Origin of the sequence: Paenibacillus thermotolerans (genome assembly GCF_028745515.1) — a bacterium.
Taxonomy (GTDB): domain Bacteria; phylum Bacillota; class Bacilli; order Paenibacillales; family YIM-B00363; genus Paenibacillus_AE; species Paenibacillus_AE thermotolerans.
Genome location: NZ_JAQZSG010000012.1, coordinates 91,455 through 116,189 on the forward strand (window position 1 = coordinate 91,455; position 24,735 = coordinate 116,189).

General features: G+C 46.4%; 18 protein-coding genes and 1 pseudogene. 11 read left to right on the plus strand and 8 right to left on the minus strand.

Translation table 11 applies throughout. The features are described from left to right. Positions 1–403 precede the first annotated feature (403 nt). Together PT964_RS12240 and PT964_RS12245 are read left to right on the plus strand one after the other, a co-directional pair. Complete coding sequence (locus tag PT964_RS12240; protein WP_274363634.1) at positions 404–3,016, plus strand: adenosylcobalamin-dependent ribonucleoside-diphosphate reductase; 2,613 nt, start codon at positions 404–406, stop codon at positions 3,014–3,016. Between the two features lie 743 nt (positions 3,017–3,759). Then, positions 3,760–4,026 (plus strand): hypothetical protein, encoded by a 267-nt coding sequence (locus tag PT964_RS12245; RefSeq protein WP_274363689.1) that lies wholly within the window; start codon positions 3,760–3,762, stop codon positions 4,024–4,026. Between the two features lie 214 nt (positions 4,027–4,240). Here PT964_RS12245 and PT964_RS12250 read toward each other — a convergent pair whose 3' ends face one another. The 3 genes and pseudogenes from PT964_RS12250 to PT964_RS12260 all read right to left on the minus strand — a co-directional run bounded on the left by PT964_RS12250 (position 4,241) and on the right by PT964_RS12260 (position 7,051). Continuing rightward, the gene (locus tag PT964_RS12250; protein WP_274363635.1) at positions 4,241–5,044 is read right to left on the minus strand and encodes a LysM peptidoglycan-binding domain-containing protein; all 804 of its coding nucleotides are present in this window, start codon (positions 5,042–5,044) and stop codon (positions 4,241–4,243) included. A gap of 900 nt (positions 5,045–5,944) precedes the next feature. Further along, positions 5,945–6,109: pseudogene (locus PT964_RS12255) on the minus strand (transposase); the annotation flags it as partial. Between the two features lie 270 nt (positions 6,110–6,379). Next, positions 6,380–7,051 (minus strand): GDSL-type esterase/lipase family protein, encoded by a 672-nt coding sequence (locus PT964_RS12260; RefSeq protein ID WP_274363636.1) that lies wholly within the window; start codon positions 7,049–7,051, stop codon positions 6,380–6,382. Between the two features lie 623 nt (positions 7,052–7,674). Between PT964_RS12260 and nagZ the strand changes: the two genes are divergently transcribed. Both nagZ and PT964_RS12270 read left to right on the plus strand, forming a co-directional pair. Continuing rightward, positions 7,675–9,435, plus strand: coding sequence for a beta-N-acetylhexosaminidase (nagZ, locus tag PT964_RS12265; RefSeq protein WP_274363637.1), 1,761 nt, complete (start codon positions 7,675–7,677; stop codon positions 9,433–9,435). 607 nt (positions 9,436–10,042) lie between these two features. Further along, entirely contained in the window at positions 10,043–10,753 is a 711-nt protein-coding gene (locus tag PT964_RS12270) for a hypothetical protein (RefSeq protein ID WP_274363638.1), read from the plus strand. Here the strand turns inward: PT964_RS12270 and PT964_RS12275 are convergent. Continuing rightward, positions 10,736–11,293 carry a TetR/AcrR family transcriptional regulator gene (locus PT964_RS12275; protein ID WP_274363639.1) on the minus strand — a complete coding sequence of 186 codons (558 nt, stop codon included), beginning with the start codon at positions 11,291–11,293 and terminating at the stop codon, positions 10,736–10,738. The genes PT964_RS12270 and PT964_RS12275 overlap by 18 nt on opposite strands. 73 nt (positions 11,294–11,366) lie before the next feature. On the opposite strand from PT964_RS12275, the gene PT964_RS12280 reads away from it, so the two are divergent. The 3 genes from PT964_RS12280 (at position 11,367) to PT964_RS12290 (ending at position 15,700) form a co-directional block, all read left to right on the plus strand. Then, the gene (locus tag PT964_RS12280) at positions 11,367–11,630 is read left to right on the plus strand and encodes an SDR family NAD(P)-dependent oxidoreductase (RefSeq protein ID WP_274363640.1); all 264 of its coding nucleotides are present in this window, start codon (positions 11,367–11,369) and stop codon (positions 11,628–11,630) included. 243 nt (positions 11,631–11,873) lie between these two features. Further along, complete coding sequence (locus tag PT964_RS12285) at positions 11,874–14,123, plus strand: WG repeat-containing protein (protein ID WP_274363641.1); 2,250 nt, start codon at positions 11,874–11,876, stop codon at positions 14,121–14,123. Between the two features lie 17 nt (positions 14,124–14,140). Beyond that, positions 14,141–15,700: a WG repeat-containing protein gene (locus tag PT964_RS12290; protein WP_274363642.1), complete on the plus strand. Its 1,560-nt coding sequence runs from the start codon at positions 14,141–14,143 to the stop codon at positions 15,698–15,700. A gap of 216 nt (positions 15,701–15,916) precedes the next feature. On the opposite strand, the gene PT964_RS12295 is transcribed toward PT964_RS12290, so the two are convergent. From PT964_RS12295 to PT964_RS12310, 4 genes are read right to left on the minus strand one after another with little or no spacing between them, the layout of a single operon-like run. After that, positions 15,917–17,566 carry a glycosyltransferase gene (locus tag PT964_RS12295; RefSeq protein ID WP_274363643.1) on the minus strand — a complete coding sequence of 550 codons (1,650 nt, stop codon included), beginning with the start codon at positions 17,564–17,566 and terminating at the stop codon, positions 15,917–15,919. Between the two features lie 26 nt (positions 17,567–17,592). Next, positions 17,593–18,576: a glycosyltransferase gene (locus PT964_RS12300; RefSeq protein ID WP_274363644.1), complete on the minus strand. Its 984-nt coding sequence runs from the start codon at positions 18,574–18,576 to the stop codon at positions 17,593–17,595. A gap of 1 nt (position 18,577) precedes the next feature. Continuing rightward, the gene (locus PT964_RS12305; protein ID WP_274363645.1) at positions 18,578–19,537 is read right to left on the minus strand and encodes a DUF4855 domain-containing protein; all 960 of its coding nucleotides are present in this window, start codon (positions 19,535–19,537) and stop codon (positions 18,578–18,580) included. 19 nt (positions 19,538–19,556) lie between these two features. Then, a complete protein-coding gene (locus tag PT964_RS12310; protein ID WP_274363646.1) occupies positions 19,557–20,540 on the minus strand; it encodes a glycosyltransferase family 4 protein in 984 nt (327 codons plus the stop codon). A gap of 151 nt (positions 20,541–20,691) precedes the next feature. Here PT964_RS12310 and PT964_RS12315 point away from each other — a divergent pair, with 151 nt between their 5' ends. From PT964_RS12315 to PT964_RS12330, 4 genes are read left to right on the plus strand one after another with little or no spacing between them, the layout of a single operon-like run. After that, entirely contained in the window at positions 20,692–21,708 is a 1,017-nt protein-coding gene (locus PT964_RS12315) for a DUF4855 domain-containing protein (protein WP_274363647.1), read from the plus strand. 24 nt (positions 21,709–21,732) lie between these two features. Continuing rightward, positions 21,733–22,719 (plus strand): glycosyltransferase family protein, encoded by a 987-nt coding sequence (locus PT964_RS12320; protein ID WP_274363648.1) that lies wholly within the window; start codon positions 21,733–21,735, stop codon positions 22,717–22,719. A 12-nt stretch (positions 22,720–22,731) separates the two neighbouring features. Next, a complete protein-coding gene (locus tag PT964_RS12325; RefSeq protein ID WP_274363649.1) occupies positions 22,732–23,700 on the plus strand; it encodes a DUF4855 domain-containing protein in 969 nt (322 codons plus the stop codon). 33 nt (positions 23,701–23,733) lie between these two features. Further along, the gene (locus PT964_RS12330; RefSeq protein ID WP_274363650.1) at positions 23,734–24,726 is read left to right on the plus strand and encodes a glycosyltransferase; all 993 of its coding nucleotides are present in this window, start codon (positions 23,734–23,736) and stop codon (positions 24,724–24,726) included. Positions 24,727–24,735: the final 9 nt, after the last annotated feature.

A 24,735-nucleotide genomic window follows, 5' to 3' on the forward strand; every position in this document is an offset into this window, starting at 1 on the left:
TCATTTTAAAATCAGAACAAGTGTTCCCTAAAGCGCATGATTGTGCTACAATAGCTTTTAATAAGAGTACCAAATCGGAAATGGGCGAGCAATTTTTGGCAAAAGCAGGCCGGAAGGAGAACTGTCGAGCTTTGTCGAAAAATAATACTTCCGTCTCACGAAAAAGTGAGTTCTTGGGAGAAAAGAAGAGATAATGGGTGCGAGACTCTATTTTTTATCTCAAATTTCTGATAGAAGTACAATATGTAGTGCTGTATAATGGACTCTGCACACAATATATAGTAATGTAACTACATAACCTCAAATTGCTTACACAACGCCGTTTTTAGCTGCTTGTCGAAGCCTGGCGGAGCGGAATGGACGCATATATTGTGTAATTTATTATGTTGTAGGAGGGTGTTCCTTGAAAACGAAGCAAAAAGTGAAACTCGAGGGCCTGAGCGAAAAGATTTTCCTCGACCGGTACGCACGCAAAGACGCGGATTACAATAACACCAAAGTCGGTGACGTGGTGCTCGTCTTGACGAAGGACGACCCGAAATTCCCTGCTAAAGAAGTGGGCGAAGTAACGGCGCGCAACGGCAAGAACGTTACGGTGGTGACCCGTTCCGGACTTACGGTGGAAACGACCGTGGAAAAGCTGACGTTGACGCTTGAGAAAACTCCGGAAGAGATGTGGGATCGTCTTGCGTCTGCCATGGCTTCGGTAGAGGCGCCTGAGAAGCGAAAGCAATGGACGGAAAACTTCAGATATATTCTTGACGATTGGAAGCTCGTTCCGGGAGGACGGATCGCAGCGGGCGCGGGCGCCAGCGACGAACTGACGTTGTTTAACTGCTACGTTATCCCGTCTCCGCACGACAGCCGCGGCGGCATTATGACGACGCTGTCCGAGATGACGGAAATTATGTCCCGCGGCGGCGGCGTAGGCATCAACCTGTCCACGCTTCGTCCGCGCCGTTCGATCGTGGCCGGCGTGAACGGCTCCTCCAGCGGCGCCGTATCCTGGGGCGGATTGTTCAGCTACACAACGGGGCTTATCGAGCAAGGCGGTTCGCGCCGCGGCGCTTTGATGCTCATGATCAACGACTGGCATCCGGACTTGCTTGACTTCATCACCGTTAAGCAAACAATGGGCCAAGTGACCAACGCGAACTTATCCGTTTGCGTAAGCAACGGATTTATGAAGGCCGTTAAAGAAGATTTGGAGTGGAACCTCGAGTTCCCGGACACGAAATACGCCGATTACGACACGACGTGGGACGGCGACTTGGCGAAGTGGAAAGCGGACGGCAAGCCGGTTGTACACTACCGCACCGTACGCGCCCGCGACGTATGGCATACGATTATCGAATCCGCTTGGAAATCGGCGGAGCCGGGCGTCGTATTTATGGAGTACTACAACCAAATGTCCAACTCCTGGTACTTCAACCCGATTATTTGTACGAATCCGTGCGGCGAACAAGGCTTGCCTGCATGGGGCGTATGCAACCTGTCGGCGATCAACCTTTCGAAATTTTTTGACGAAGACAAGAAAGATGTGGCGTGGGACGAGCTCGGCAAAACGGTCCGTTACTCCGTGCGCTTCTTGGATAACGTTATCGATAAGACGCCGTATCATTTTGAAGAGAACAAAATCAACCAGCAGGGCGAGCGCCGCGTAGGGCTTGGCTCCATGGGTCTTGCCGAGCTGATGATCAAGCTTGAAATCCGTTACGGCAGCGCGGAATCGCTTGAGTTCCTCGATAAGCTGTACGGTTTTATTGCGAAGGAAGCTTATTTGTCTTCGGCGGAAATTGCGGCTGAGAAAGGCTCTTTCAAGCATTACGATTACGAAAAGTTCATGCAAAGCGGCTTCATGAAGAACATCGTGAGCGTATATCCGGAAGTTGGCGCGGCGATCAAGAAGAACGGCATGCGCAACGTTACGGTCATCACCCAAGCTCCGACAGGCAGCACGGGTACGATGGTCGGCACTTCCACGGGTATTGAACCGTACTTCGCATTCGAATATTACCGTCAGAGCCGCCTCGGCTTCGATAAGCAGCTTGTTCCGATCGCTCAAGAATGGAAGGACGCGCATCCGGGCGAAGAGCTTCCGGAATGGTTCATTACGGCGATGGATCTGTCCGCCGAGGACCACATCCGCGCACAAGCGGCCATCCAGCGTTGGGTGGACAGCTCGATCTCCAAGACGGCAAACTGCCCGGCAGACTTTACCGTTGAAGAGACGAAGAGATTGTATGAGCTTGCCTTTGAGCTTGGCTGCAAGGGCGTAACGATCTACCGCGACGGCAGCCGCGACGTTCAAGTTCTGAGCACGAAGAAGGACGACGAGAAGAAGGAAGAGCCTGCGGCACAAGCTCCGGAAGCTGCTGAAGCACCGGCAGCACCGGAAGAGAAGGTGCTCGAGAAGATCGCTTCCGCGATTTCCGTCAATGTGACACCGCAGCAAAAGCAAGTGTTCGATAAGGAATACCGCAGCCGTCCGCAAGTGCTTCGCGGCGCGACGTATAAATTCAACACGCCGTTCGGCATCGCGTACATTACGATCAACGACACGAACGGTACGCCGAGCGAGATTTTCTTGAACGTAGGCAAAGCCGGTTCCGACGTATTCGCGATGTCCGAGGCGCTCGGCCGCGTCATCTCCTTGTTCCTCCGCTATGGGGATCACGGAAACAAGACGGCGTTGCTGATCAAGCACCTCAAAGGAATCGGCGGCTCCGGCGCAGTCGGATTCGGTCCGAACCGCGTCGAGTCCATCGCCGATGCAGTAGCGAAGGCGCTTGAGATTCACGTGCAAAGCGAGCAAGAGCGCAGCGCTTACGAAAGCGCCGAGCAGCTTGTAACCGCAACGCAAGAGCATGTGGTGGACGAGGATTCACCAATTGCGTTGAAGGGCAAGAGCCTCCCGGTATCCACCGATCTTTGCCCGGGCTGCGGCTCCGCTTCCCTGGTGAACATGGAAGGCTGCAAGACATGCACGAACTGTGGCTATAGCAAGTGTAGTTAATAATAAGGGCCGGGGGCTTCCCCCGGCCTTTGTGATTTTTCATCAAAAGTTGCAAAATGTTCACAATATGCTGTAAATTTTATTTCAAAATATTTTGTAAATTGATTTATGCATACAAATGAATAAAAATGCATTAAAGGCTTAGAAGGCAACTTCCTAAGCCTTTTTTGTTTTTTAAGCTAAATGATTTGCGCAACGGCATCGTAAGATGTGGTGGATTATTGGACAGTTGATTACTACTGGAGAAGGTGTCTTTTGAGTTGGAAGGTGTGGTAAAACGAATGTCGAATTTATTTAAAGCTATATTGAGAAGAGTCAGGCGTTAGGACTTTCTGTTTATAGAATCGATACAGGTGTAATTGGAAAGATATTTGGTATTGTTCGAAAAACGGATTTCCAACAATGATGGGAGATAGAGGCTTTAAGACATTTTCAAAACGCGTCGGTCTATCAATAGTAGACTATTTTCGATTTGATAATCACTATGTAATTAATAGTGTTGATGAACTTAATCGCTTTGAAATTCTTTAGGTAATTCATGGAGCAATCAACGAGTCAATACTATATTATAGGAATCAAATCGCTCCGGCGGCAATGTAGGACTTAATATTATGTCCATGGCTGCCGTTTTTTCTTTCTCAGGACCCGGTGAATAGATTAGTGTAATTATTCCTATTGATAAATTGCGGGTTTAGGTCGACTTTTCGACTCCTTTCTCCTATTAAGCGTTACATCGTCGAAGTGTGATGGGGGCGGACGTACAATCTGCTCTCAAAGAACTGTTTGCCGATACACTGCAAGAAATGCTGGAAGCAGAGCTTGATCATGAGCTGGGGCATTGTCTTTTAATCGTTATCTTTAATGAAAGCTTTCACTTGATCCTTGCTGAACTTCGGAGCTACTGTGCTCATCCTTCCAATCCAACCTTTCCTTCTAGTCTAATTGATAGACTGGAGAAATATACACAGTTTATTTTACAGACCCTGGAAAAAGGAAATAACATTAAATAAGGTGGTTCTTAATTACAAGCAAGAAGATGGAACCTTGCTCCAATCGAGAGCGTTTGACGTGAACACCACACGGCGACAGGAGGTTTAAAATTATAGAACTCCCTCCTTATCAAGCTTAGTCAATCAAGGCACCAAATATTAAGTCTACGAAGGGGTACCCAGGCAGGTGCCCCTTCAATTTCGCTTTTTAGATGATTCGAGGCTTCTTTATAATCTAAAATGTGATAGGCACTTCTACCAAATCTTGTATACTTCCGTTCCGTGCGCTGCGCGTATACACCATTAGCGTACCCGTCGGAGTCGTCGGAGCGTGATCGAAAAAGAGCTGCGTCTCGAACTGGCCGAACGCAGGGGCGCCTTCCGCCGCCGTTATGGCCCGTTCTCTAGTAACGATGCGGCCCATCGCATCGCGAATTTGGTACAGCACCGTCGCCTCGAACGCACGAGCCACCCCGACTAAACGTTGTCCCGAAGCAACTTTCATGCCGGGCAGCGGCTCGAACACGACCACATTGGTAGACGAGCGCAGCGGGATAACGAACCGGAAACCGGGATAAATGAGGTCGAGCGAAAAGCCCGGACGGTTACGATTTGCTCGCACGACCTCACTCATCGGTACGCCGAATTGTCGGGAAATACGAAACAACGAATCTCCCTGCATCACTTCGTAAACAAACGCGGGAATATATAACAATTGGGCTACCATAAGGTTGTTGGGGTTCTCTATTTGATTCACCGCGGCCAATATGTCGACGCCGACCGAAAAGCGTTCGGCGATTTGCGACAGCGTGTCGCCCGAAGCGACCTGGTACAAGACGGAACTTTGCTGCGACGTGCCTGGCAATCTGGCCAGCAGCACTTGCCCTGGATAAATGAAATCAGGCTCTGTAATGGGCGGAAACAGTGAATTGATTTGCACGAGAGATGGGACGGACGTTCCGAATTGGTCGGCAATGGTGTAAAGAGAGTCGCCGGTGCGAACCCTATATACGACATGGGTTCCCGGGGAGATCGGCATTGGAAACAACTCCTTTTTCTAGGTTCTCACCTATCATATGCAGCCGCTAGCAAGTGTGATCAAAGCCCAGAAATTGCCGGACCTTCTCCTTTATTACGAAACAATGTATTGTACCCAATATCTGTTATATTCGGCAGACCAATTCGTAAGGGAACTTTATTATGCTATGATTCACGCAGATGTTGAAAAGCTTGATAAGCTGACATCAACGGAGATAGAGGTTTTGAGGATTATTTTGCAGTTGAATGGCAATGTTAACGTATTAGTGCCAGCATGAGGAGAGTCATCAAAAAAATGGCTCTCCTGTTGATAATATTCAACTATAGAGAAAGCAATAAACGGCTGACGCGCTTATCATTTCCTATCATGCTTGGTGGAAACGCCTGTGAGTACAACAGCAACTAAAACCATCAATCCCCCGAACTTCAGCTTGTATCTACGAAGTTAACAATCTTGCAATGACCGCTTTACATACAGTCGTCATTATTTAGTGTTGCTGAAAATACAGTCGATGGCTGATGATTGAAAAACACTATACAGGTGGATAAACCTATGTAAAAATATGCAGAAACGGACGAGAGGTTAAGCTAGCGGATAACATTAAACAAGATTGGGTTCCATGTGGTTCCTCTTTTATTGAAGTGAGGAGCAGTAGTGGTTGATATATCATTTGAGGAAAATTACTACCCATTTGGAGACGACAAATAAAGCAAAATGCGCGTCAATATAGGGTCTGTCAAGAATTTTGTGTAAGCTCTCCTAGAAAAAACTGTCGGATAGCTTAAGGCAGGTGCGGGCTATCCGTTCGGGGAAGAAGACCGAGAGCTGCAGTAATATCTGTCCCCAGTTTTGAACACGGCCAGTCCATTGCGAGTGACGTCCATGGTAGCCAGGTAGAAGCTGTAACGGTCGATTCTGCCATTTTTTGATCAAGAGAATGAGCTTGTTCGTCACGTTCGAGATCATCGCCGGGGACACTTCAATCCCGTACTGATTGGATAGGTGATCTTGAATGTCTCGGGTACTTACGCCTTTGGCATACATTGCGATGATCTGATCCTCAATGCCGGTTTTCACGACGATTTATATCGCGAGCGGCACGGGAGTGGAGCCTAAGGAGCAGGGGGTCGCCTCCGCCTTGGTCACGACCGGTCAACAACCGCTATAAGGCCTTTGCGACAAGCAGTTTGGTTATTCCTTCAAGGAAAGTCCATTCTTCAATGGCCCCGTTCCGCAGGATAGCATGCTCCAGCAGCACATGCTGAAATTCCGAAAGCAAGAGGAACTAGCGTTTGCACAAGAATCGTTCTGTCCCGTTTCAAGTTTATACCGCACTTACAGATAGGGCAGTAAATTGTTCAAGATGACGGCATATCCGTTTGCGTATATGTGAATTCCGTCGCTGCTGAATTCCGATTTCAAATTTCCTTCCTCGTCCGTCAGCCCTTCGTTCACATCAATGAAGGTTTGGTTGTGCTTGGCCGCAAGCCGCTCGATCGCCCGGTTCGCTTCCCGAATCGCCTCGTTCGTCCTGCGCTGGAACACCTCTTCCATGGAAGCTTTGGGCACGAAGGGAAACTCCGCCTTGGCGTTCACGGGGTAATAGGCCATGACATACACCCGGCAGTCGGGAAGCCGCCTGGCAACTTGGGTCAGAATCTCATCGTAATTCGCCAGCAGATGCTTCAGCCGATAGCCGGGTGCGCTGATATCGTTGGTTCCGATGTTGATAAAAAGCTTGGAGGGCTCCAGCTCGAAGATGCACGCCTCCATGGACGCGAGTAAATCTGCCGTCACATAGCCGGCAATTCCGCGATTATAGATGCAATATCGGGTCTCCAACTTCATCTGCATTTCATTGATCGGGAAAAACTCCATCAGTGAAGAACCGGCAAGCACCGTTTGTCCCTTCGAAGCGAGCTGGTTGAGGATGTGGTATTTCCGTACCTTTTCCTTCTTCTCGTCATGCACTTCCGGCAGAGCCGGTTCCTTCGATGTATTTGTCATCCGTCATGCCTCCTTCTCGTAGCTCACTTCCATTTTACTTATTCGCGGCATTCCAGCAAGCCCCCCTGGTTCCCGCCAATACCCAATTGAGGTATACCTTTGCCGAAAATGTTCGTAGAAGGAGCGCACCTGCCGTACCGGATTGGTCGGATCAGACGCTGCCTGTTCCGTTTAACTACCCTGAAAATAACGAGTAACGTACTCCTAAAAATGACAACAACCGCATGCTCGTTCAATCAGAATATCATGAAACTCACCTTTCTACGGCAAATTGAATTGAGGGCTGAGGATAACGGGTAACGATAGCATAATGTAAGTGTTGTCCGCCGTCTGTTTATAGACGGCGGTCTTTTTCATTGCATAATTCGCTGAACTATCAATACCTTTATTACCCTAAACTTTTAATAGTTTAACGCTCTTTTTTCATGTAGGGGGCATTTCGCCGAAGATTATTGCTGGAAAGAACAGTGTTGCTGAACATTCTGGAAGAAAGAAAAAAGGTTTTAAAGAGAAGTCCCTTCTGTTTGTAAGCCAATTTATACCATTTAAAAATTTAAAGATTAATTTACGTTATAATATTAACTCTAAACTCCAATAAAGAATGTAGAAAGGGGAAATGGAACATGAGAAGAAAAAGAAATAAACGGAATAAGCTACGTATTCTTACGATTCTACTTATAATTTTAGCCTTAATGATTGGCGTTTATTTTTATGCAAACAAAGAAAATGGCAGCGAACAGACGCCAGTTAAAGAAAGTCCAATGACAACTAAACCTTCTGATAATACACCTTCCGGTAAAAATACAGTGGATTCGACGAATGATCAGAATTCAAATCTTGAGAAATTAGTGGAAGATACGTTTTCCTTATCAAAGGTGGGTAAGGTTCCGAACATTTCCTTTGTTTCTGGTAAAACAGAACGGAAGGAAGTAAATCATGAGTGGGGAAATTCAGACCATATTTCGGAAACTGCTAAAGGCAGGTATGAGGAATACGCGAGTCAACATGCAACAATCGGCTATGCCGATCAGACTGTAAATGATATACGATCTTATGATCCTGAACTACAACATATTTCTTTACATGAAATTAAGAAAAATGGTGGAGAACCCGACGCCATTCGATACTATAAAGATTCAACTTATGACCAAATGATACTTGTTTATCATGCAACGGTTTCTAGTGATTTATTATGGGTTTTGCCTAAACCAACAGAGCAGGAACCAAATCCTAAAGTTCACCATATCTCACTCTATACACAGGTAGAAAAAACGCCAAATCAACAAGAAAATCAAACCATTTCAGAAGTTATTTCTAAAATGAGTGTAGAAGATAAAATTGGGCAGATGATTTTTGCTGGGATTTCCGGGACTACAATGAATGACAACGACAAAAAATTAATAGGCCAATTCCATGTTGGAGGAATTATTTTTTACAAAAGAAATTTTGATACCCCTGAACAAACCGTTAAACTTGTGAATCAGTTGAAAGCGGGAAATCGTTCGGATCTACCGATATTTTTAGGCGTCGACCAAGAAGGAGGAAGAGTAACAAGATTGCCAGGCGGTCTTGTTAACTTTCCTCCAAATAAACAGATTGGTCAGGTAAATGATCCTGAGTTTTCTTACAAAGTTGGAGCACTTTTAGGCCAAGAATTAAAAGAATTTGGTTTAAATCTCAATTTTGCACCCGTTCTTGATATTAACAGCAATCCAAAAAATCCTGTGATCGGGGATCGATCATTTGGTAACAATCCGGAGATCGTAAGTGAACTTGGGATTCAAACAATGAAAGGGTTAGAGTCGCAAAACGTCATCCCTACCGTTAAGCATTTTCCTGGTCACGGAGATACATCGGTTGATTCCCATCTGGAACTCCCAATTGTAAATAAAAGCCTTAAGGAACTAAAGAAACTAGAATTAATTCCGTTTGAACGTGCGATTGAACAGGGAGCAGATGTTGTGATGGTTGCCCATATCTTATTGCCGGAATTGGATGAAACCAATCCAGCGTCCATGTCAAAGGCTGTCATGACGGATCTTCTTAGAAAACAAGTAGGTTTCACGGGAGTCATCATAACAGACGATATGGCAATGGGAGCCATTACAGAACATTTCGATATTGGCAAAGCAGCAGTAGAATCAGTAAAGGCAGGAAGCGATATTATTTTAATGGGGCATGAGTATAATAATGCTGTTAAGATTATCTCCTCTTTAAAAACCGCTGTTCAACATGGGGATATTTCAGAACAAAGACTAAATGAAAGTATGGAAAGAATTATTCGGCTAAAAAGGAAATATAGCATTAATGATACGAAAGTGGAAAATCCTAACATAAGTGAAATAAATGACTCAATCAATAGTCTTCTGGAGTCTGTAAAATAGTTTGTGGGACCCTTTAGATACAGTAGAGGCAGTCAGTTTAACAAGGCGGCCTCTACATCGTATTTATTTTTCCGAAATGTGAAGGAGCTGGGGTACAGTAAGAAAATTATACCCTTCCGACTTTAATTTCTTAATAATAACTGGCAAAGCCTTGACCGTTCCGTTTAAATCCCGTTATCGTTTTTATGGGTTTCGAGCTGGTTGGACCGTTTAACTTAAATGTTAATGCGGGAGATTGCGAAAGAAGCCGGCTGTTCCCACACGACGATCTATATTTACGCGCGGCTCTGCCTGTCCTGATTTGGCTTTTGTTCGGCCGTTTAGACTACGGCTTGCTGGCAAGCCTAGGCGGATTCACATACCTTTACGTATTTAATCAGCCTTACGCACAAAGAGCGAGACGGACCTTTTTTATCATGCTGGGTATCTCCTTATGCGTTTTTTAGGGACGCTTTTGGCCCCATATCCATTAAGCTCAGCTATTTTTATGGGCCTCATTACAGTGATACCCATTTTTATTTTTGGTGCATAAAGAATTACAGGGCCATCAGCCGTTTTTTTTATTTTAACCTATGCCATGGCTACCGCTATGCCCATAGATCCTTCTTTGGCACCGCTGCGTGGAGGCATTGTCTTCCTTGGAGGGGCTTTATCCTGGGTTATCTCGATGCTGGGGTGGCTCGTAAACTCTCATGGGCCTGAAACGAATGTAGTGAAAAAGATCTATTTCGCATTAGCTGATGCCATTGATGCCGTCGGCACACAGCAGTTTAACACCGCCAGACATAAAACCGTTGTCTTGTTAAACGAGGCAGAAGATATATTGCTCGGAGCTTATCATTCCTTAGCCCAAACAAATACGTTCAAACGATTGTTCTTATTAAATGAGCAAGCGAATGTTATATTCCTAGAAATCATCGAGTTGTCGATGCATACAAAAAAGAAGCTGCCTCCAGCATTACACGAATCGGTTCGCGTGATCGCACTTGCCATTGAGAAAGCAAAAGTCAGCAAGGCATCGTTTCCCGATTTGGAGCACGCAGAGCCGGAGATCAATCATCTGCTCAGCAAGATCAAAGAGGCTTATCGAGTTATTAATGAACCGATTGATCATACAGAGCGGAAAATTGAGTTTATAAAGCCTTCGTTGAAAAATATTTTATTAGGGAGCTTTGATAAAAACTCAATCGTTTTTCTCACCGCTCTCCGCTCAGGAATCGTCGTTTTTATTGCGGCAGTCATTGCTTATTCTTTTGATTTTCAACGCTCCTATTGGGTCCCGCTTTCTGCAGCCGCTGAATTAAAGAGTTCTCTCTAATAAGGCTCCGACTTGTTTGGCCATCACTTTCGGCGGATACGGCATTCCATTCCTGATCCACCACTCGATTACACCTACATAAGCAGTCCCGGCATATTGCAAAATCACATCATCACTTAACTCCGTATTTTTTCCGCTTTCTCTGTCAATTTCAGCTTGGAATCCTTTCATAAATGAAGCAAGAAGCCGGGTTCTGAAAGATGATGGAGCCCCTTTAGCCTCTTTACTTGCCAACATGGTCGAAAAAAATAAAAAATTATGCTCAAAATATTCAAAATAAGGGACAAGCGCATCGATCCAATCCATCTCACATGCCCACTTATCCATTTCCACTAATTCATTAAAGTGTGCCTCGATGAGTTTATCCAATAAATCATATTTGTCCTGATAATGAAGATAAATGGTACCTCGGTTTACGTTTGCCCTGTCCGCAATATCCTGAATGGTAATATCGTCAAAGTTTTTTTCAGTCATCAGTTCAATAACAGCTTTCTTCAAGGATTCTTGTGTTTTAACAACTCTTCTATCCAATTTGGACATCAATATTCACCCAGCCTTCTAAGAAAATTAACATTTTTGATTACTCTGTTGATATATCAACGTTTCGCGCTTTTTGGCGCACAACAAAAAAGTTTGGTTCATCACGGGTGCCGGACGCGGGATGGGTGTGGAATTTGCCAAAGCCGCACTAGCTGCGGGTTATCAGGTCGTCGCAACGGGTCGTCATACCGATAAGATGGCTAAAGTCCTCGGGGAAGCTGATAATCTTCTGATCGCAAAATTGGATGTCACGGAATCTTCGGATGCCGAGGCTGCCGTAAAGTTGGCCGTCGACCGATTTGGAGGCATTGACGTATTGGTTAACAATGCCGGCTAGTCATCAACGATCCGGAGACGTTTGAGAAACTGGTCGGTACGTTCGACCTCATCGTACTCGTGACTTCTTAGGTCAGAATGAATTCAGGTGTAGAATAGGACCAATCCGCCATGGATTTGGTCCTATATTTTTTTCTATAGCTGTGTAAAAGGAACGTCTGTTTGGAAGGTAGAGGAAGAAAAATGTCGAAAATTGAAATAAGCTAATTTTAAAGATGGTTAATCATATCGGTTAAGGAAAGGAATGCAAACGAATACGATGCGAAAAACGCTGCTTATCTTATTAGCGGCCGGTACAACCGCCCTTGGATGCACAAGCGCCATCGCAGCCGCGGCACCCGCTCCGGTTAAATCGGAATACGAGTACGATTTCGCGGGCGCTTACAGCGATGGACTAGGTTTGGTCGGGGTGTGGGAGGGAATATGGAAGTACGGCTATGTAGACAAGAACGGGAAGGTCGTCATTAAGCCTCAATTTAACTTCGCCGAGAACTTCATCGAGGGAACGGCTGTCGTCGGCATGGGCAAAAGCCTCAGCAAAGCGAAGTACGGCTACATCAAAACGAACGGCAGCTATCTCATTCAGCCCCAGTTCGATGTTGCGGAGCCGATGCGCGGCGGATATGCGAAGGTTGCGATGATCGAAGGCGACAACTATAAATACGGAATCGTAGATGCCAAGGGGAACATCATCGTCAAGCCCGCGTACAGCTATATCGATTTAGGAGGACGCCTCGCATCCAAGGGCTTTGCCGTCGTGCAGAACGGAGAAGCAAAAGGCATCGTTAATCTGAAAACCGGAGCCGTCACGGATGTGAAATATGCCTCCATCCTCGACTTCGACAGTTATATCCGCGTCAGCGGCTTTGTCAACGGCAAAGAGAAGATGGGCTTGATCTTCTATAACGGAAAGACCATTGAGCCGATGTTTGATTGGATTCACCATTTTGATCTGATGAGCAACGTGCTGGGCAAGGTAGAGATAGACGGCAAGTTCGGCTTGATGGGGAATGACGGCAAATACGTGCTCGAGCCGATCTACGATGACATTTCCGGCTTCCGAAAAGACGAAGGAATTATCATTCTTAAGAAAGACGGAAAGTACGGGTTTCTCGAATCGAACGGAAAGATGCTTACAAAGATCGAATACGACGAAGTAACGGCATTTGTCGGAGGGGTTTCCCTAGTAAAAAAGGACGGCAAATGGGGCGCATTAAAGAGAGACGGAACCTATAAGATTCAACCTAAATATGATCAAATCTTTATATCGGAAAATGAGATTACGGTCATCGAGAACGGAGCAAAAAAGCTGCTGGATCGAGACGGCGGCGAGCGGTTCGCCTCAGACTACGAGTACATGTATCCGTATACTTCGATTCCGGGCGCCTCCAAGGTGAAGAAGAACGGAAAAGAGCTCATTATCGACAAGAACGGTAAGCCTGTATTTACCGTCGATTTCGATACGATCTGGGAGTTTGAGGACGATATCGCCCGCATCGCGTTAGGAGGCAAGGTCGGCTATTTGAAGCGCGACGGAACCTACTTGGTCAAACCGGAATACGACGGCGCCTATAAAGATACGGTAGAGTCCTACTACCATACGAAGCTCAACGAGCTGTGGGGGCTTGTGTTTGCGGACGGTACGGTCATTAAGCCGGCCTTTTCGGCGCCGCTGCAATTTTCCGGCGGCATCGGCATTGCCCGCGTCGATGCAAAGTCGACTTATATCGATAAGCAGGGCAAACCGTTAACGAAGGAATCCTTCGACCAGGTTGAACCGTTCGCAGACGGCATGGGCCGGGTCACGATCGGCGGCAAGACAAGATATGTGAACGGCAAGGGCGAGCTTGTCGGCGGGGCCTACGACTTCGGCTACGACTTTAGCGACGGCTTCGCTCTGGTATATGCCGACGGCGGCTACAGGTACATAGACAAATCCGGCAAAATGGCGTTCGGAGGCGTCAAATATATATGGTCGAAGCCGTTCCGCGGCGGTTTGGCGGCGGTGATGGCCGACAACGGGAAATGGGGCTACATCAATACGAAGGGCGAGGCTGTGATCAAGCCGCAATTTGACGGCGCCTTCGACTTCGGCGCATTGCTGGCGCCGGTTCGAACGGGTGGGAAAATCGGCTTCATTGATAAATCGGGCAAGACCGTCGTTAAGCCGGAGTACGACTTGGCGACTCCGTTCGCGGCTGGAAGCTCGCACGTGTGGAAGGGCAAGACGGTCGGCTACATTTCCGGCTCGGGCCAATTCGCGGCAGGGGTTTCGAAAAATCATGCATTCGACTTTTCGGAGGGCTTCGCCGCGGTGCAGGTCATCAGCTCGAAGGATAACCGCGAGTGTTGGGGATATATGAAGCCGGACGGGAGCTGGCTCGTAGTGCCTCAATACGATTACGCGACGCCGTTCGCGGGCGGAATCGGCACCGTATTTAAGGACGGTAAGCGCGGCGAGGTTTCCAAGTCGGGCGCAATCACATGGCAATAAGGATGGGGAGTGGCATAATGAAAAAGTGGACCTTTATCGTCGTCATTTTCACATTATTACTAAGCAGTCTCGGCTACGCGCCGGCCACGCAGGCCGGACCGGCCGCTCCTGTCCTGAAATACGACAAGAGCACGGGACTTTACGGTTATGTCGATCAAAGCGGCAAATGGGTCATTAAGCCTTCCTTTGGGGATGCCAGGGAGTTTAGCGAAGGCCTGGCGGCCGTAATTTCCGGAAACCAGAACTATTTGTGGGGTTATATAAAGCCGGACGGCACCTTCGCTGTCGAGCCGAAATATGCGCGCGCCTACGATTTTAAAGGCGGCAGGGCGGTTGTCGACGATCAGGGACTTGCCGGTGTGATCGACAAGAACGGAAAATACATTGTAAAGCCGGAGTATTATTTGTACGGCGCTGACGAGCAAGAGCATTATTTGGCCGTCATTACGGACGTGATGCAGGGCAGAGGCATTGAGAACGGCAAATATGGCATTATTACGAGCAAGGGTGTCGTGATCAAGCCGACGTTCGACGGCGCACCGTTCGCGATGGATAGCTTCGTCCTCTTCTATACGGAAGGCAAGTCGAAGCAGTACGTCGATCGTACGCATTATGCGGCGCTTCCGGACGGCAAAACAATCCGGCTGGAAGGCGAAATGGCGAGCGTCAGCGAAGGGATGGGGCTGATTGAATATACAGTCGGCCAGGCATTGGCTCGATCTAATTCCAACCGAAGATACGCTTATTTGACTGCGGACGGCAAGCTGTTCAAGAGCTATAAGCGTAACGGCAAAGAATACCCGTTCTTAGTCGCGCAGGATTTCAGTGAAGGCGTCGCCGCCGTGGCCGTCAACTTCACCGAAGGAGGCGCGTCTTATAATGACACTTACGGCTTTCTGAAGAAGGACGGCACCTGGCTGGTCGAGCCGAAGTACCTTCAAGCCGGATCCTTTAAAAACGGCGTCGCACCCGTTAAACCGTTCTTCAATTGGGGCTACATCAAGAAGGATCTTACGTGGTTCGTAGAACCGAAGCCGGTTACGCCGGTTACGAAGCCGGATGCGGCCATGTCAAAGAAGAACATCGATCTTATGTTATATTCCCAAAGCGAGCACGACTTTGTCGTCGGGCAAGCGAAATCGATTTTGAAGAAGATCATAACGGGCTCCATGTCCGAATATGAGAAGGTCGCCAAAATACACGAGTATGTAACAACACATGTAGATTATGACTACGACAACTTTTATTCGAACAATATCCCGAGAGTTTCGTACTCGGCCTACGGGGCTTTGAAATACAACCTGGCCGTTTGCGAAGGGTACACTGAGCTGATGGGGCTGATGCTCAACATGGCGGGAGTGGAGAGCATGAAAGCGGTCGGCGTGATCCGGACGTCCGGTATCGGGCATGCGTGGAACATCGTGAAAATTGACGGTAAGTATTATCATCTTGATGCGACCTGGGATTCCGGCAACGACCGCAACGACTATTTCCTTCGCTCGGATGAATTTATGCTGCAAAGCAGAGCATGGAGCGCGAAATATTACCCGGAAGCGCCGGCAGATTATAAGCGGTAGCCGATGACAAAGAAAAACAACAATGGAAGATAGCCCGTATGGGTCATTCTATTGCTCCTCCCGCAGGACCTCCAACACGACCTTCATTATAACCGCTTTGAGGTCGATGGGGATTATGAAACAATAAAAGCGAAGCTACGGGGTTCTTCGGGCTTCGCTTTATAATTTTTCACGAAACATCACATTTTGCAAGTGTATTTCTTTTGTCGCCATACATTAGATTTTTTTTCGTTTCGCTAATGATGTTACTTTTCTTTCGATCCGATTTGGGAACGATGCAGAGTTTAACGTTTTGGGCGGATTTGCTACATATTTTTCCAGTGCATCATCGTGCTCTTGATAAAAAACACGTCGACCTATTAATGATTGAACCCAGTGAATGGCCTCGATATGATCCCCTAATATCATTTGTTCGACTTTATTGGATTCTGTTAGATGTACCGGTCTTATTTTATTAGAAATCAGTACATTAATACCTTGTACTTGATCTACCTGAAGGCCGAATAACAAAGCAATTGCATGGGCTTTCGGGGGAACGGCTAAATTTTCGAAGCCGATAAATTCTGCTGCATCTCTCTTCATGGCATGCGGGATTGCAGTAAGAGAAGAGTATCCCAGTTGAGGGAAAGACAATAACCGATTCAGGAACGACTTTGCTAAACTAACGGCATCGATCATACTTTTATGAAGATAAAAAGGATTTACGTTATTTAATGCAATATCTACATTCTCGCAGCAGCTTTTAATAAACGGAATCAATTGTTCCGGCGAGAAAACGATATCGCCATCAAGGAAAAGAAGGATATCTCCGGTCGATTCCATAGCACCTATAGCCCGACCAATGTCATGACCTATCGAATTCTCGTATGAAATACATTTGACTCCTAAAGATAGGCAGATCTCCTTCGTACGATCCTTAGACCCGTTCTCTACAACAATTATTTCTTTCGGCATCAATTCCTTTACATTTTTGATTACATCTTGTATGGTATCCTCTTCGTTTGATGCTGAAATAATGACAGAAAGCGTTTTGCGCTTCCATGTATCCGTTGGTAAATCTTTAGTTTTCATTTCGATGGGTATGTCTTTTTTAGGGGCATCCGTTTCGGTTGAGACTTTGAGTACATGGTTTTTTAACAATTCACGTTGTCGTAAAAAGTCGGTAAAACCGCCTCTCTCGCCACGAACTGTAATAATATTACTTATTGCTTCCGCATGATCCCCTAATATTAAACTCGTATCCATTGCGTTTCTTGTTTTTCTCCATTTATGAACGTCCAGGCGATATCCCCGTTTCACCGTTAGTCCGTTTAGCACTGCTTTGACAAATGCTTTGGGGGGGACTGCCAGATTTGTATAACCTATCTTTTTTAAGGCATTTCTGCTTAATGCATGAGGGACGGCACTTAAAGAACTTGCCCGTAATTCCGAGTGATCTACCAGCTTGTTAAGAAAACGCTTAGCTTCATTAATCGGCCGGGTCGGATCGATTCCCGAGTACCCGTTCAACACGACATCCCAGCCTTCAAGAACATCTTGATAATATTTACGTAAAACATTTGCAGGGATGACGCAAGTGTCCGTAAATAAAATGATTTCCCCTTCCGCGATTGCCGCTCCGATGGCTCTTCCGGCATTTGAACTCATGGCATCTTTCATTCGAATCACTCTGGCGCCGGCTTTTTCGGCGTATTTTGCCGTCGTTTCGTTCGAACCGAGACAAACCACTATGATTTCCGTTCGATTTGTAATCTTCTTTGCTTCGTTTATTACTTGTGTAATGGCACTTGATTCGTCGTCGGCAGAAATAATCACCGATAAACTTGGCTTCGGGGAATTTTTTATTTTGTGACTGATCCGTTTCACTTTTATTCCCCCTTTGAACATGTCAATCATAAAGAACGATATATGTCAATCAAATCACGGATTACACGGCTCGATTCATGATATTTCTCTACGTACGCTCTTCCTTCTTTCCCTTTCTGACGGCGGTATTCCGAATGTTGGACGAGATATTTTAATTTTCCGTATAAGGTGTCGGGATTAGCGGAAATAATGGGAAGCTCCCGGGGTAACCGGGTTTGAATATCCTGTCGCAAGTAACAAACAACCGGCTTGCCCAGTGCCATTCCTTCGACACTTACGTTTCCATAAGCTCCGCAAAGAATTTGATCGATAATAATATCGGCTTTTTGAAACCAGTTCAAAGTCTCGCTTCTTGTAGATAATTCAACGAGCTTGAAATCAAACTTGATTTCTTGTTGCAATGCTTTCACGACTTTAATGATTTCTTCCGTTCCTTTAAATAATTTGCTTGTCGGTGCGTGGACGATTAGGGGGGGATGCGACTTTTCCGTTTCATACCGAGGCAGCATTTCTTTTGTATTAATAAGCCGTGGCAATACATAAACGTTTTGATAATAATCGCACACGTAATCATAAAGCTCATAATCTTGCACGATTGCGGCTTTGAGATGCTTGGAAAAAAATTCGAGATTTTTCTTGATCTGCTCTTCAGGTTGGGAATCGCCCGTATAGACGTAAGGATTAAGTTTCTTTGCTTTGCTCGGAAGCCGAACATCGTTCCCTCTATGGTGCATGACGACTTTTTTTCCTGCATCCAGAGCCATAAGTACGTCGGATTTATCTTTAAATATGGTATAACCCGTATGGTAATGAAAAATATCGAAATAGGATATGGCGCATTCCAGGGCGTTCGCCATTTCATAAGCATCGCTCTGGATCACATAATCGTCATATCCGAAATAGCTGTTTCTCCAGTTATATCCGACCGATTGGATGCCATGCAACGTTAGTTGTTTGCACATTTCTCTCACTTGTCCCGCCACTTCGAGAGGAAGATGAAGAACCTTCATTCTATGAACCTCCTTTTTGGGTCAGGCGTCTATTCAGCGATTGGAATATTTGGTCGTACCGGTACGGATGGTTTTTATAAATCAGGCTCAGTGAATGGTTCGGAAACCGGTATACAAGAGGGCCGCATCCTCCGTTTCTTTCGAAATACTTCTTTTGATCGAGATAATGCGAAAAGTGACTGTCATCGAATCGCAACCCCTTCCCGCATATGATTTGAAGACCGGTTTTATATGCCAGCGCATAATTGACAGCATTGTTTAAATAATGAATTCCGTATTCCGTCTTTCCTGTATAGTTTGAAAAAACGGACGCATGATCGAAGCCGAGCTCTCTCCAGGCTGACAGCTGAGCCGCCCCATAGTTCGTAAGCCAGACACTTTCAAGCTGCAAGGAGGTAATATATTCATTGACGGACTGTACCAACGGTTGATCGGACGCGGAAACGGCTTCCCTTCCCCAAACAAAACCGCGCAATCGGATTTTCGGAACGGCGTCTTTCGTCTCCCATGCCCCGTATACGTATTTTTCAAACCCGCCGCTCACATACGCGATCCACCAGCGCAGCGCATGCATTCGATCTTCCATATTGAAGAATGACAGCTTCCGCCGATCGATTTCCCCGAAGTTTTCCTGTCCAAACCGGGGGTAAGGAAGCATGATCCAAATATCGATAGGAGAAAGCTTGTATTTGACGACGGTTCTATGAATGCAAGATAACCATTGCCCCCGCGAAAACAATGAATCGGCCCATATTTTCCATTCTTCCCGGCGGGCAGGGTTATATCCGGCGCAAAGTCCGGTTAAAAATCGGCCGTTGATCCTGGGGGGAGCAAGCAGCAAGCTCTGGAAAAACGGAACCGCCGTTTCGCCATTGACTCGATAAATGAGCATAGGCGCCCATTCGTCAGCCTGATTCAACTGAGTTCCTTCGATCATGAGAATATCCGATTCCCCGGACATTGAAATCCTCCTTCACTGTTCATAGCTGGCGATATATAGTTATAAGTTGATTTGCGACATGTTCGACGGAGTGGTGTTTTTCCGCAAATGCACGGCTCGCCTTTCCGATTTCATGGCGCAGCTCCGGATTTTTAAATAAATGAAGCAGAACACTGTATAACGTATCGGGATTTGCCACTACTATCGGCAAATCGGGGGGGAGCCGCTCGCGAACATCGTCGCGAACGAAGGCGACCACGACTTTTCCCATGGCCATCGCTTCCACGCTCACCATTCCGTATGACCCGCACAGCAATTGATCGATCACAATATCCGCGGATTGATACGCGGCAAGCGCCTGCTCATGGTTCATCCTTTCAACAAGCTTATAAGTAAACCTCGCTTTTTTATTAAGAAGCTTTATGGCCCGCTCGACATGGTCGCTTCCTTTAAAATCACGATTCGTCGGCGCGTGGACGATCGTCAGCTCTCTTTGATTGGCTTGCGGATATGAAGGAGTAAAGCTGCTTATATCGCAAGCAAGCGGAAGTACGAACACCTTCCGGTAATAATCGCTGACATACGGAAATACTTCGAAATCTTGGACGACGGCTGCCGGAATGTACTTGGATAAAAACAAAAGTCTTTTATGAATTTGTTCGTCGCTCAAATAGCTCGGGGGCAGCGAATACGGATTTAATTTACGATTTCGCTGCGACGATCGGACGTCGTTGCCCCAATGATGCATGACGAGCTTTTTTCCGGTTTCCGCGATCAACGGCAAATCCAAGTTATCGGTAACGAACGTATTGCCGTTATGAAAGTGAAAGATGTCGCAGTACTTGACGAGAGGATCTATTAATTTCGCGAGTTCGTAAGCATCCGTATTCACAATATTTAGCTTGTAACCGATATAGGAGCGAAACCAATTGTACCCGTTAGCTCGAACCCCCGCTCGCCGCAAACCGTAACAAAGCGTCCCCATCTGACTTGCGATTTCGGACGGTGCGTGAACAACAATCACATTGCTGACCTCCCCGCTTTTCATTAATACCTGTTTATTCAGTACACGGAATCGTTGTCCGCGTCCTTGGGAAAATGTGCTCTTTGAGAATAACAGGCTATTTCGGGTTCACATATACTGTATGTAAACAAGCTGAAAAGGTGGTAGATAAATGACTAATATGCAGCAATTGGGGTATTTGTCACCATCGGCTTTCTCGATACAAAATCATGTTGTCGTACTTCCTTGCGGGGGACTATCGGCACAAGACGTTCTGTTATGGACCGAGACGGACTTGGAAAAGTACGTTTCATATTTTTCAAAAGCGTTAGCGGTTGACAGGATGTTCGGCGGATTTGTTTTTCACGGGCTCTCGGTAGGAAAAGACCGATTCCTTCATCCGTTGTTTGTGGGATTCGGCGAGCCTTCGAATAAGAACGATTGGTTGAGATGGATCGAATCGTTATTCGCGCCGAACGCCAATCTGTATTCCTTATTTGAAATCGTCAGGAGGCATGGCTGCCCTTCGTTGGATATATGGGTATCGATTCCGTATCCCCATCCAAGTCAGTCGAGCTTCGGAATCGTTGGCGGCAGCAATCTCGATTTCGGATCGGAGGAGCATCGGTATCAAGCGGTCGTTTGGTGGATCGAACAATTTATCAGATGCTGGAAGACGGATTATCGGCTTGAAGAAAACTTGAACTTCCGCGGTTTTTTGTGGCAGCGGGAAGCGGTCGACGGCATCGACGAATCGTTGGTGAAACGAGTCAATCAGTATATTAAAAGCAAAGGGTTCTACAGTATGTGGCTCCCCAACTTCGGATCTTACGGGTATAACAAATGCAATGAACTCGGCTTTGATATTACGGCGATGGGTTCCAATTATTATGGAAACACTCCTTGCGACTATAATTGGATTCATCATGCCTGCAAATTCGCCCGGGTGCATCATACCGGCTTGCAAATTACGTACGGAAAAGGGTTGATTTATAGCGAACATCATTTATCGGATTACCTTAATGTAATGTTACTGAACAAAGCGATTCAGGATTGTTTTTTTGTTTACGAATTGCCTAATCAGACCATGAACGATATTTATCGGGAAAACAATTTGGATTATAAAAGGCTATATTCGTTTATTAAGGGAACCTATAAAAAAACAACCTACCCGGGAATCAAGTATTAATTTCCGGCCAGTGGAGATGGTATCGTGGTTAATGTGCTTCACGGACCGGTTGATATTGCAGGTCAGATGGGAATTTACTGTAAACAATTAAGAAAGAGCGGTTGGACGGCGAACGGATACAATTGGTACAGAAACTACTTTCAATACCAAAGCCCGATCGTTCAAACGGACGCTTATGAGATCGGGAAAATGATACTTTCCGTATATCAATTTGCGGACATCGTCCATTTTCATAACGGCAGCACGTTTTTCAAAGATTTTACGGATTTGTCGCTGTTACGAAAAATGGGCAAAAAAGCCGTAATGCACCATTGGGGCAACGATGTGCGGAACGTAGAAGCCGTTAACGGGGAGCAGGCTTTTAAGCTTCCTCCGAGCTATTACACTTGGGAAGAAATTAGCCGCCGGCTGACGCTAATCTCTTCTTATATTGACACGGCTATTATTCAAGATCATGAGTTGTATCGGTATATTGCTCCATATTACAAAAACATTTACACCCTTCCGCTGGCGATCGACGCTTCTTCCATAAAACATGCCGTACCAAGCATTCATAACAATACCCCGTTAATCGTTCATGCGCCGACGAATATCGAGTTTAAAGGGACGAAATACATTGAGTCGGCTTTGGAAAAATTGCGGAACCATATGAAATTCATATATAAGCGCATTGAGAAAATGAGCCATCGGGAAGCGATGGATTGGTATATGCGTTCGGACATTGTGATCGATCAAGTGTTGTGCGGTACTTACGGCTTACTAAGCGTCGAGGCGATGGCAATGGGGAAGCCCGTCGTCGCCTATATACGCGACGATTTGAGGCCCTGGTTCCCCAAAGATCTGCCGATCGTCTCCGCAAGCCCTTTGCAGCTCGAAGGAGTTTTGGGGGAATTGATAACCAACCCCTCGCTCCGTCACGAGTTGGGCCGTAAAGGCCGGCAATTCGTTGCAGGGCATCACGACGTACAGGTCGTGATGCCCCAATTGCTTAGAATATACAAAGAACTATAAGGAGGGAACAGGATGCCCTTATTGACTCCGGCTTCAAGCGGACTAAACAATCACATCGTCCATTGCGGATATCTTCGTTCGGTAACGGGCAGTCAAATTCGCTCTTGGACAAAGGAAGATTTATTGCCCAATATATTGTATGTCGATAATGGGAACATCGCGGATTCCATGTTTGGAGGCTTATTGTTTGAAGCGGATCGGTCGATCAACGAGGAAATTATGTCCGGCAAGGCGATCGGATTCGGAAAGCCTCCGACAATGACGGCTTGGAAGCAAGCTTTAGACGTATTGTTTCAAAAAGATCGTAATCTTTCGATGGCTTTGCAAATCTCGGCTTTACGGCCGAAAGGGAACGCCCTTGATCTATGGGTGGCATTGCCGTATCCGCTCGAAACGAAACAAGATTTTGGCGTTTACAAAGGGAGGCAGCTTAATTTTCAAGCGAATCCGTCAGACCGGGAGATCGCGTTAACGTGGTGGATCGATCGATTATTGGAAGCATGGAATTATGTAAGTCGCAAAGCAAGCGGTCATAACGCCAGATTATGCGGGTTCGCCTGGACGAAAAATTCTTTGGAACCGAACGACGAGTCGTTACTTGCCGCAATAAGCCGATACATCCATGATAAAAAATTGAAATTGATCTGGTGCCAAAATTACGGAACGGCAAAAGCATGGGAGGGCTCTCAACTAGGCTTCGATTTCGTGTTTACGCGGCCTTTGTTTGCGAATAAAGATCCGAGAGGGGCCGAGTGGGTGAAAAGCGCGGTCTCCTTTTGCAACAAATATCAGCTTGGAGTAATCGTTTGGGGGGACCCCCGCGTCTCCCTCAATCAGCTGCCCGAATTGTTGAATATCGGCAGAGAGCTGTTCGCGCATTCTCTCCAAATATTTGAAATTGGGGAAGTCGGGGCCGGGCATTTGTTTAAAACATCGGATCCGTTATACCGGACGCTCCATTCGTATATTAAAGGAGTGTAAATGCAACAGGGCAATCTGCGAGGAGGAGATCTTATGCGGGTCATGCACTGCCCGATCGAAATAGCCGGACAGATGGGGATACTAAGCAAAGGCTTGCAACGATTGGGGGTAACTTCCGAAGCCTTCAATACGTTTCATACTTATTTGAATTATCGCGAGCATGTACACAATGTTGACATTTTTGAATTGGAATGGATATTGCAAGACGCAATCCGTTATTTCGATGTATTTCATTTCCACTACGCGGCTACGATGACCCAGGATTTTTCAGACCTTGAACAAATCCGTTCGCTTGGAAAGAGTATGATAATGCATCATTGGGGAAACGACGTACGCACGCACCAGCTCGCCGCTATGAAGAACCCGTATGTTTATACGGGAGATTCTCCTCCGTCCGATTACATTCACGACCGATTGACGAAATTAGCGCAATGGATTGAACATGCGATCGTGCAAGACTACGAGGTATACCCTTATGTAGCGCCATATTATAAAAAAGTGCACGTATTGCCGATTGCGTTCGATGTCTTATCCGTTGCGCCGCAATATCCTTCCGTGAACGAGCCGAATCCGTTAGTGATCCATGCGCCTACGAATCCGCTTTTTAAAGGGACGTCTTTTATAGAGGAGGCGTTGGAACAATTGCGGGACGAAGGCGTTTCATTTCGGTATCAAAGAATCGAGAACCTGAGCAATGTCGAAGCGCTGAAATATTATCGGGAAGCGGATATCGTTGTCGATCAAATATTATGCGGCACCTACGGTTTGTTTGCCGTTGAGGCGATGAGTATGGGAAAACCGGTTATCGGATTTATTCGCGAGGATTTGAAGGGATTGTTCCCGGAGGAGCCTCCGATTATTTCCGCCGATCCGGATCATATTTATTCGGTTTTGAAGGAAGTCATAACTGAGCCGAAGCTTCGATATGAAGCAGGCATGAAGGGAAGAAAGTATGCGGAAAAGCACCATCATATCGATGTCGTAGCCCAAGGTTTGCTTGAAATATACCGAAAGCTGAAAGTATGAATGCAACGA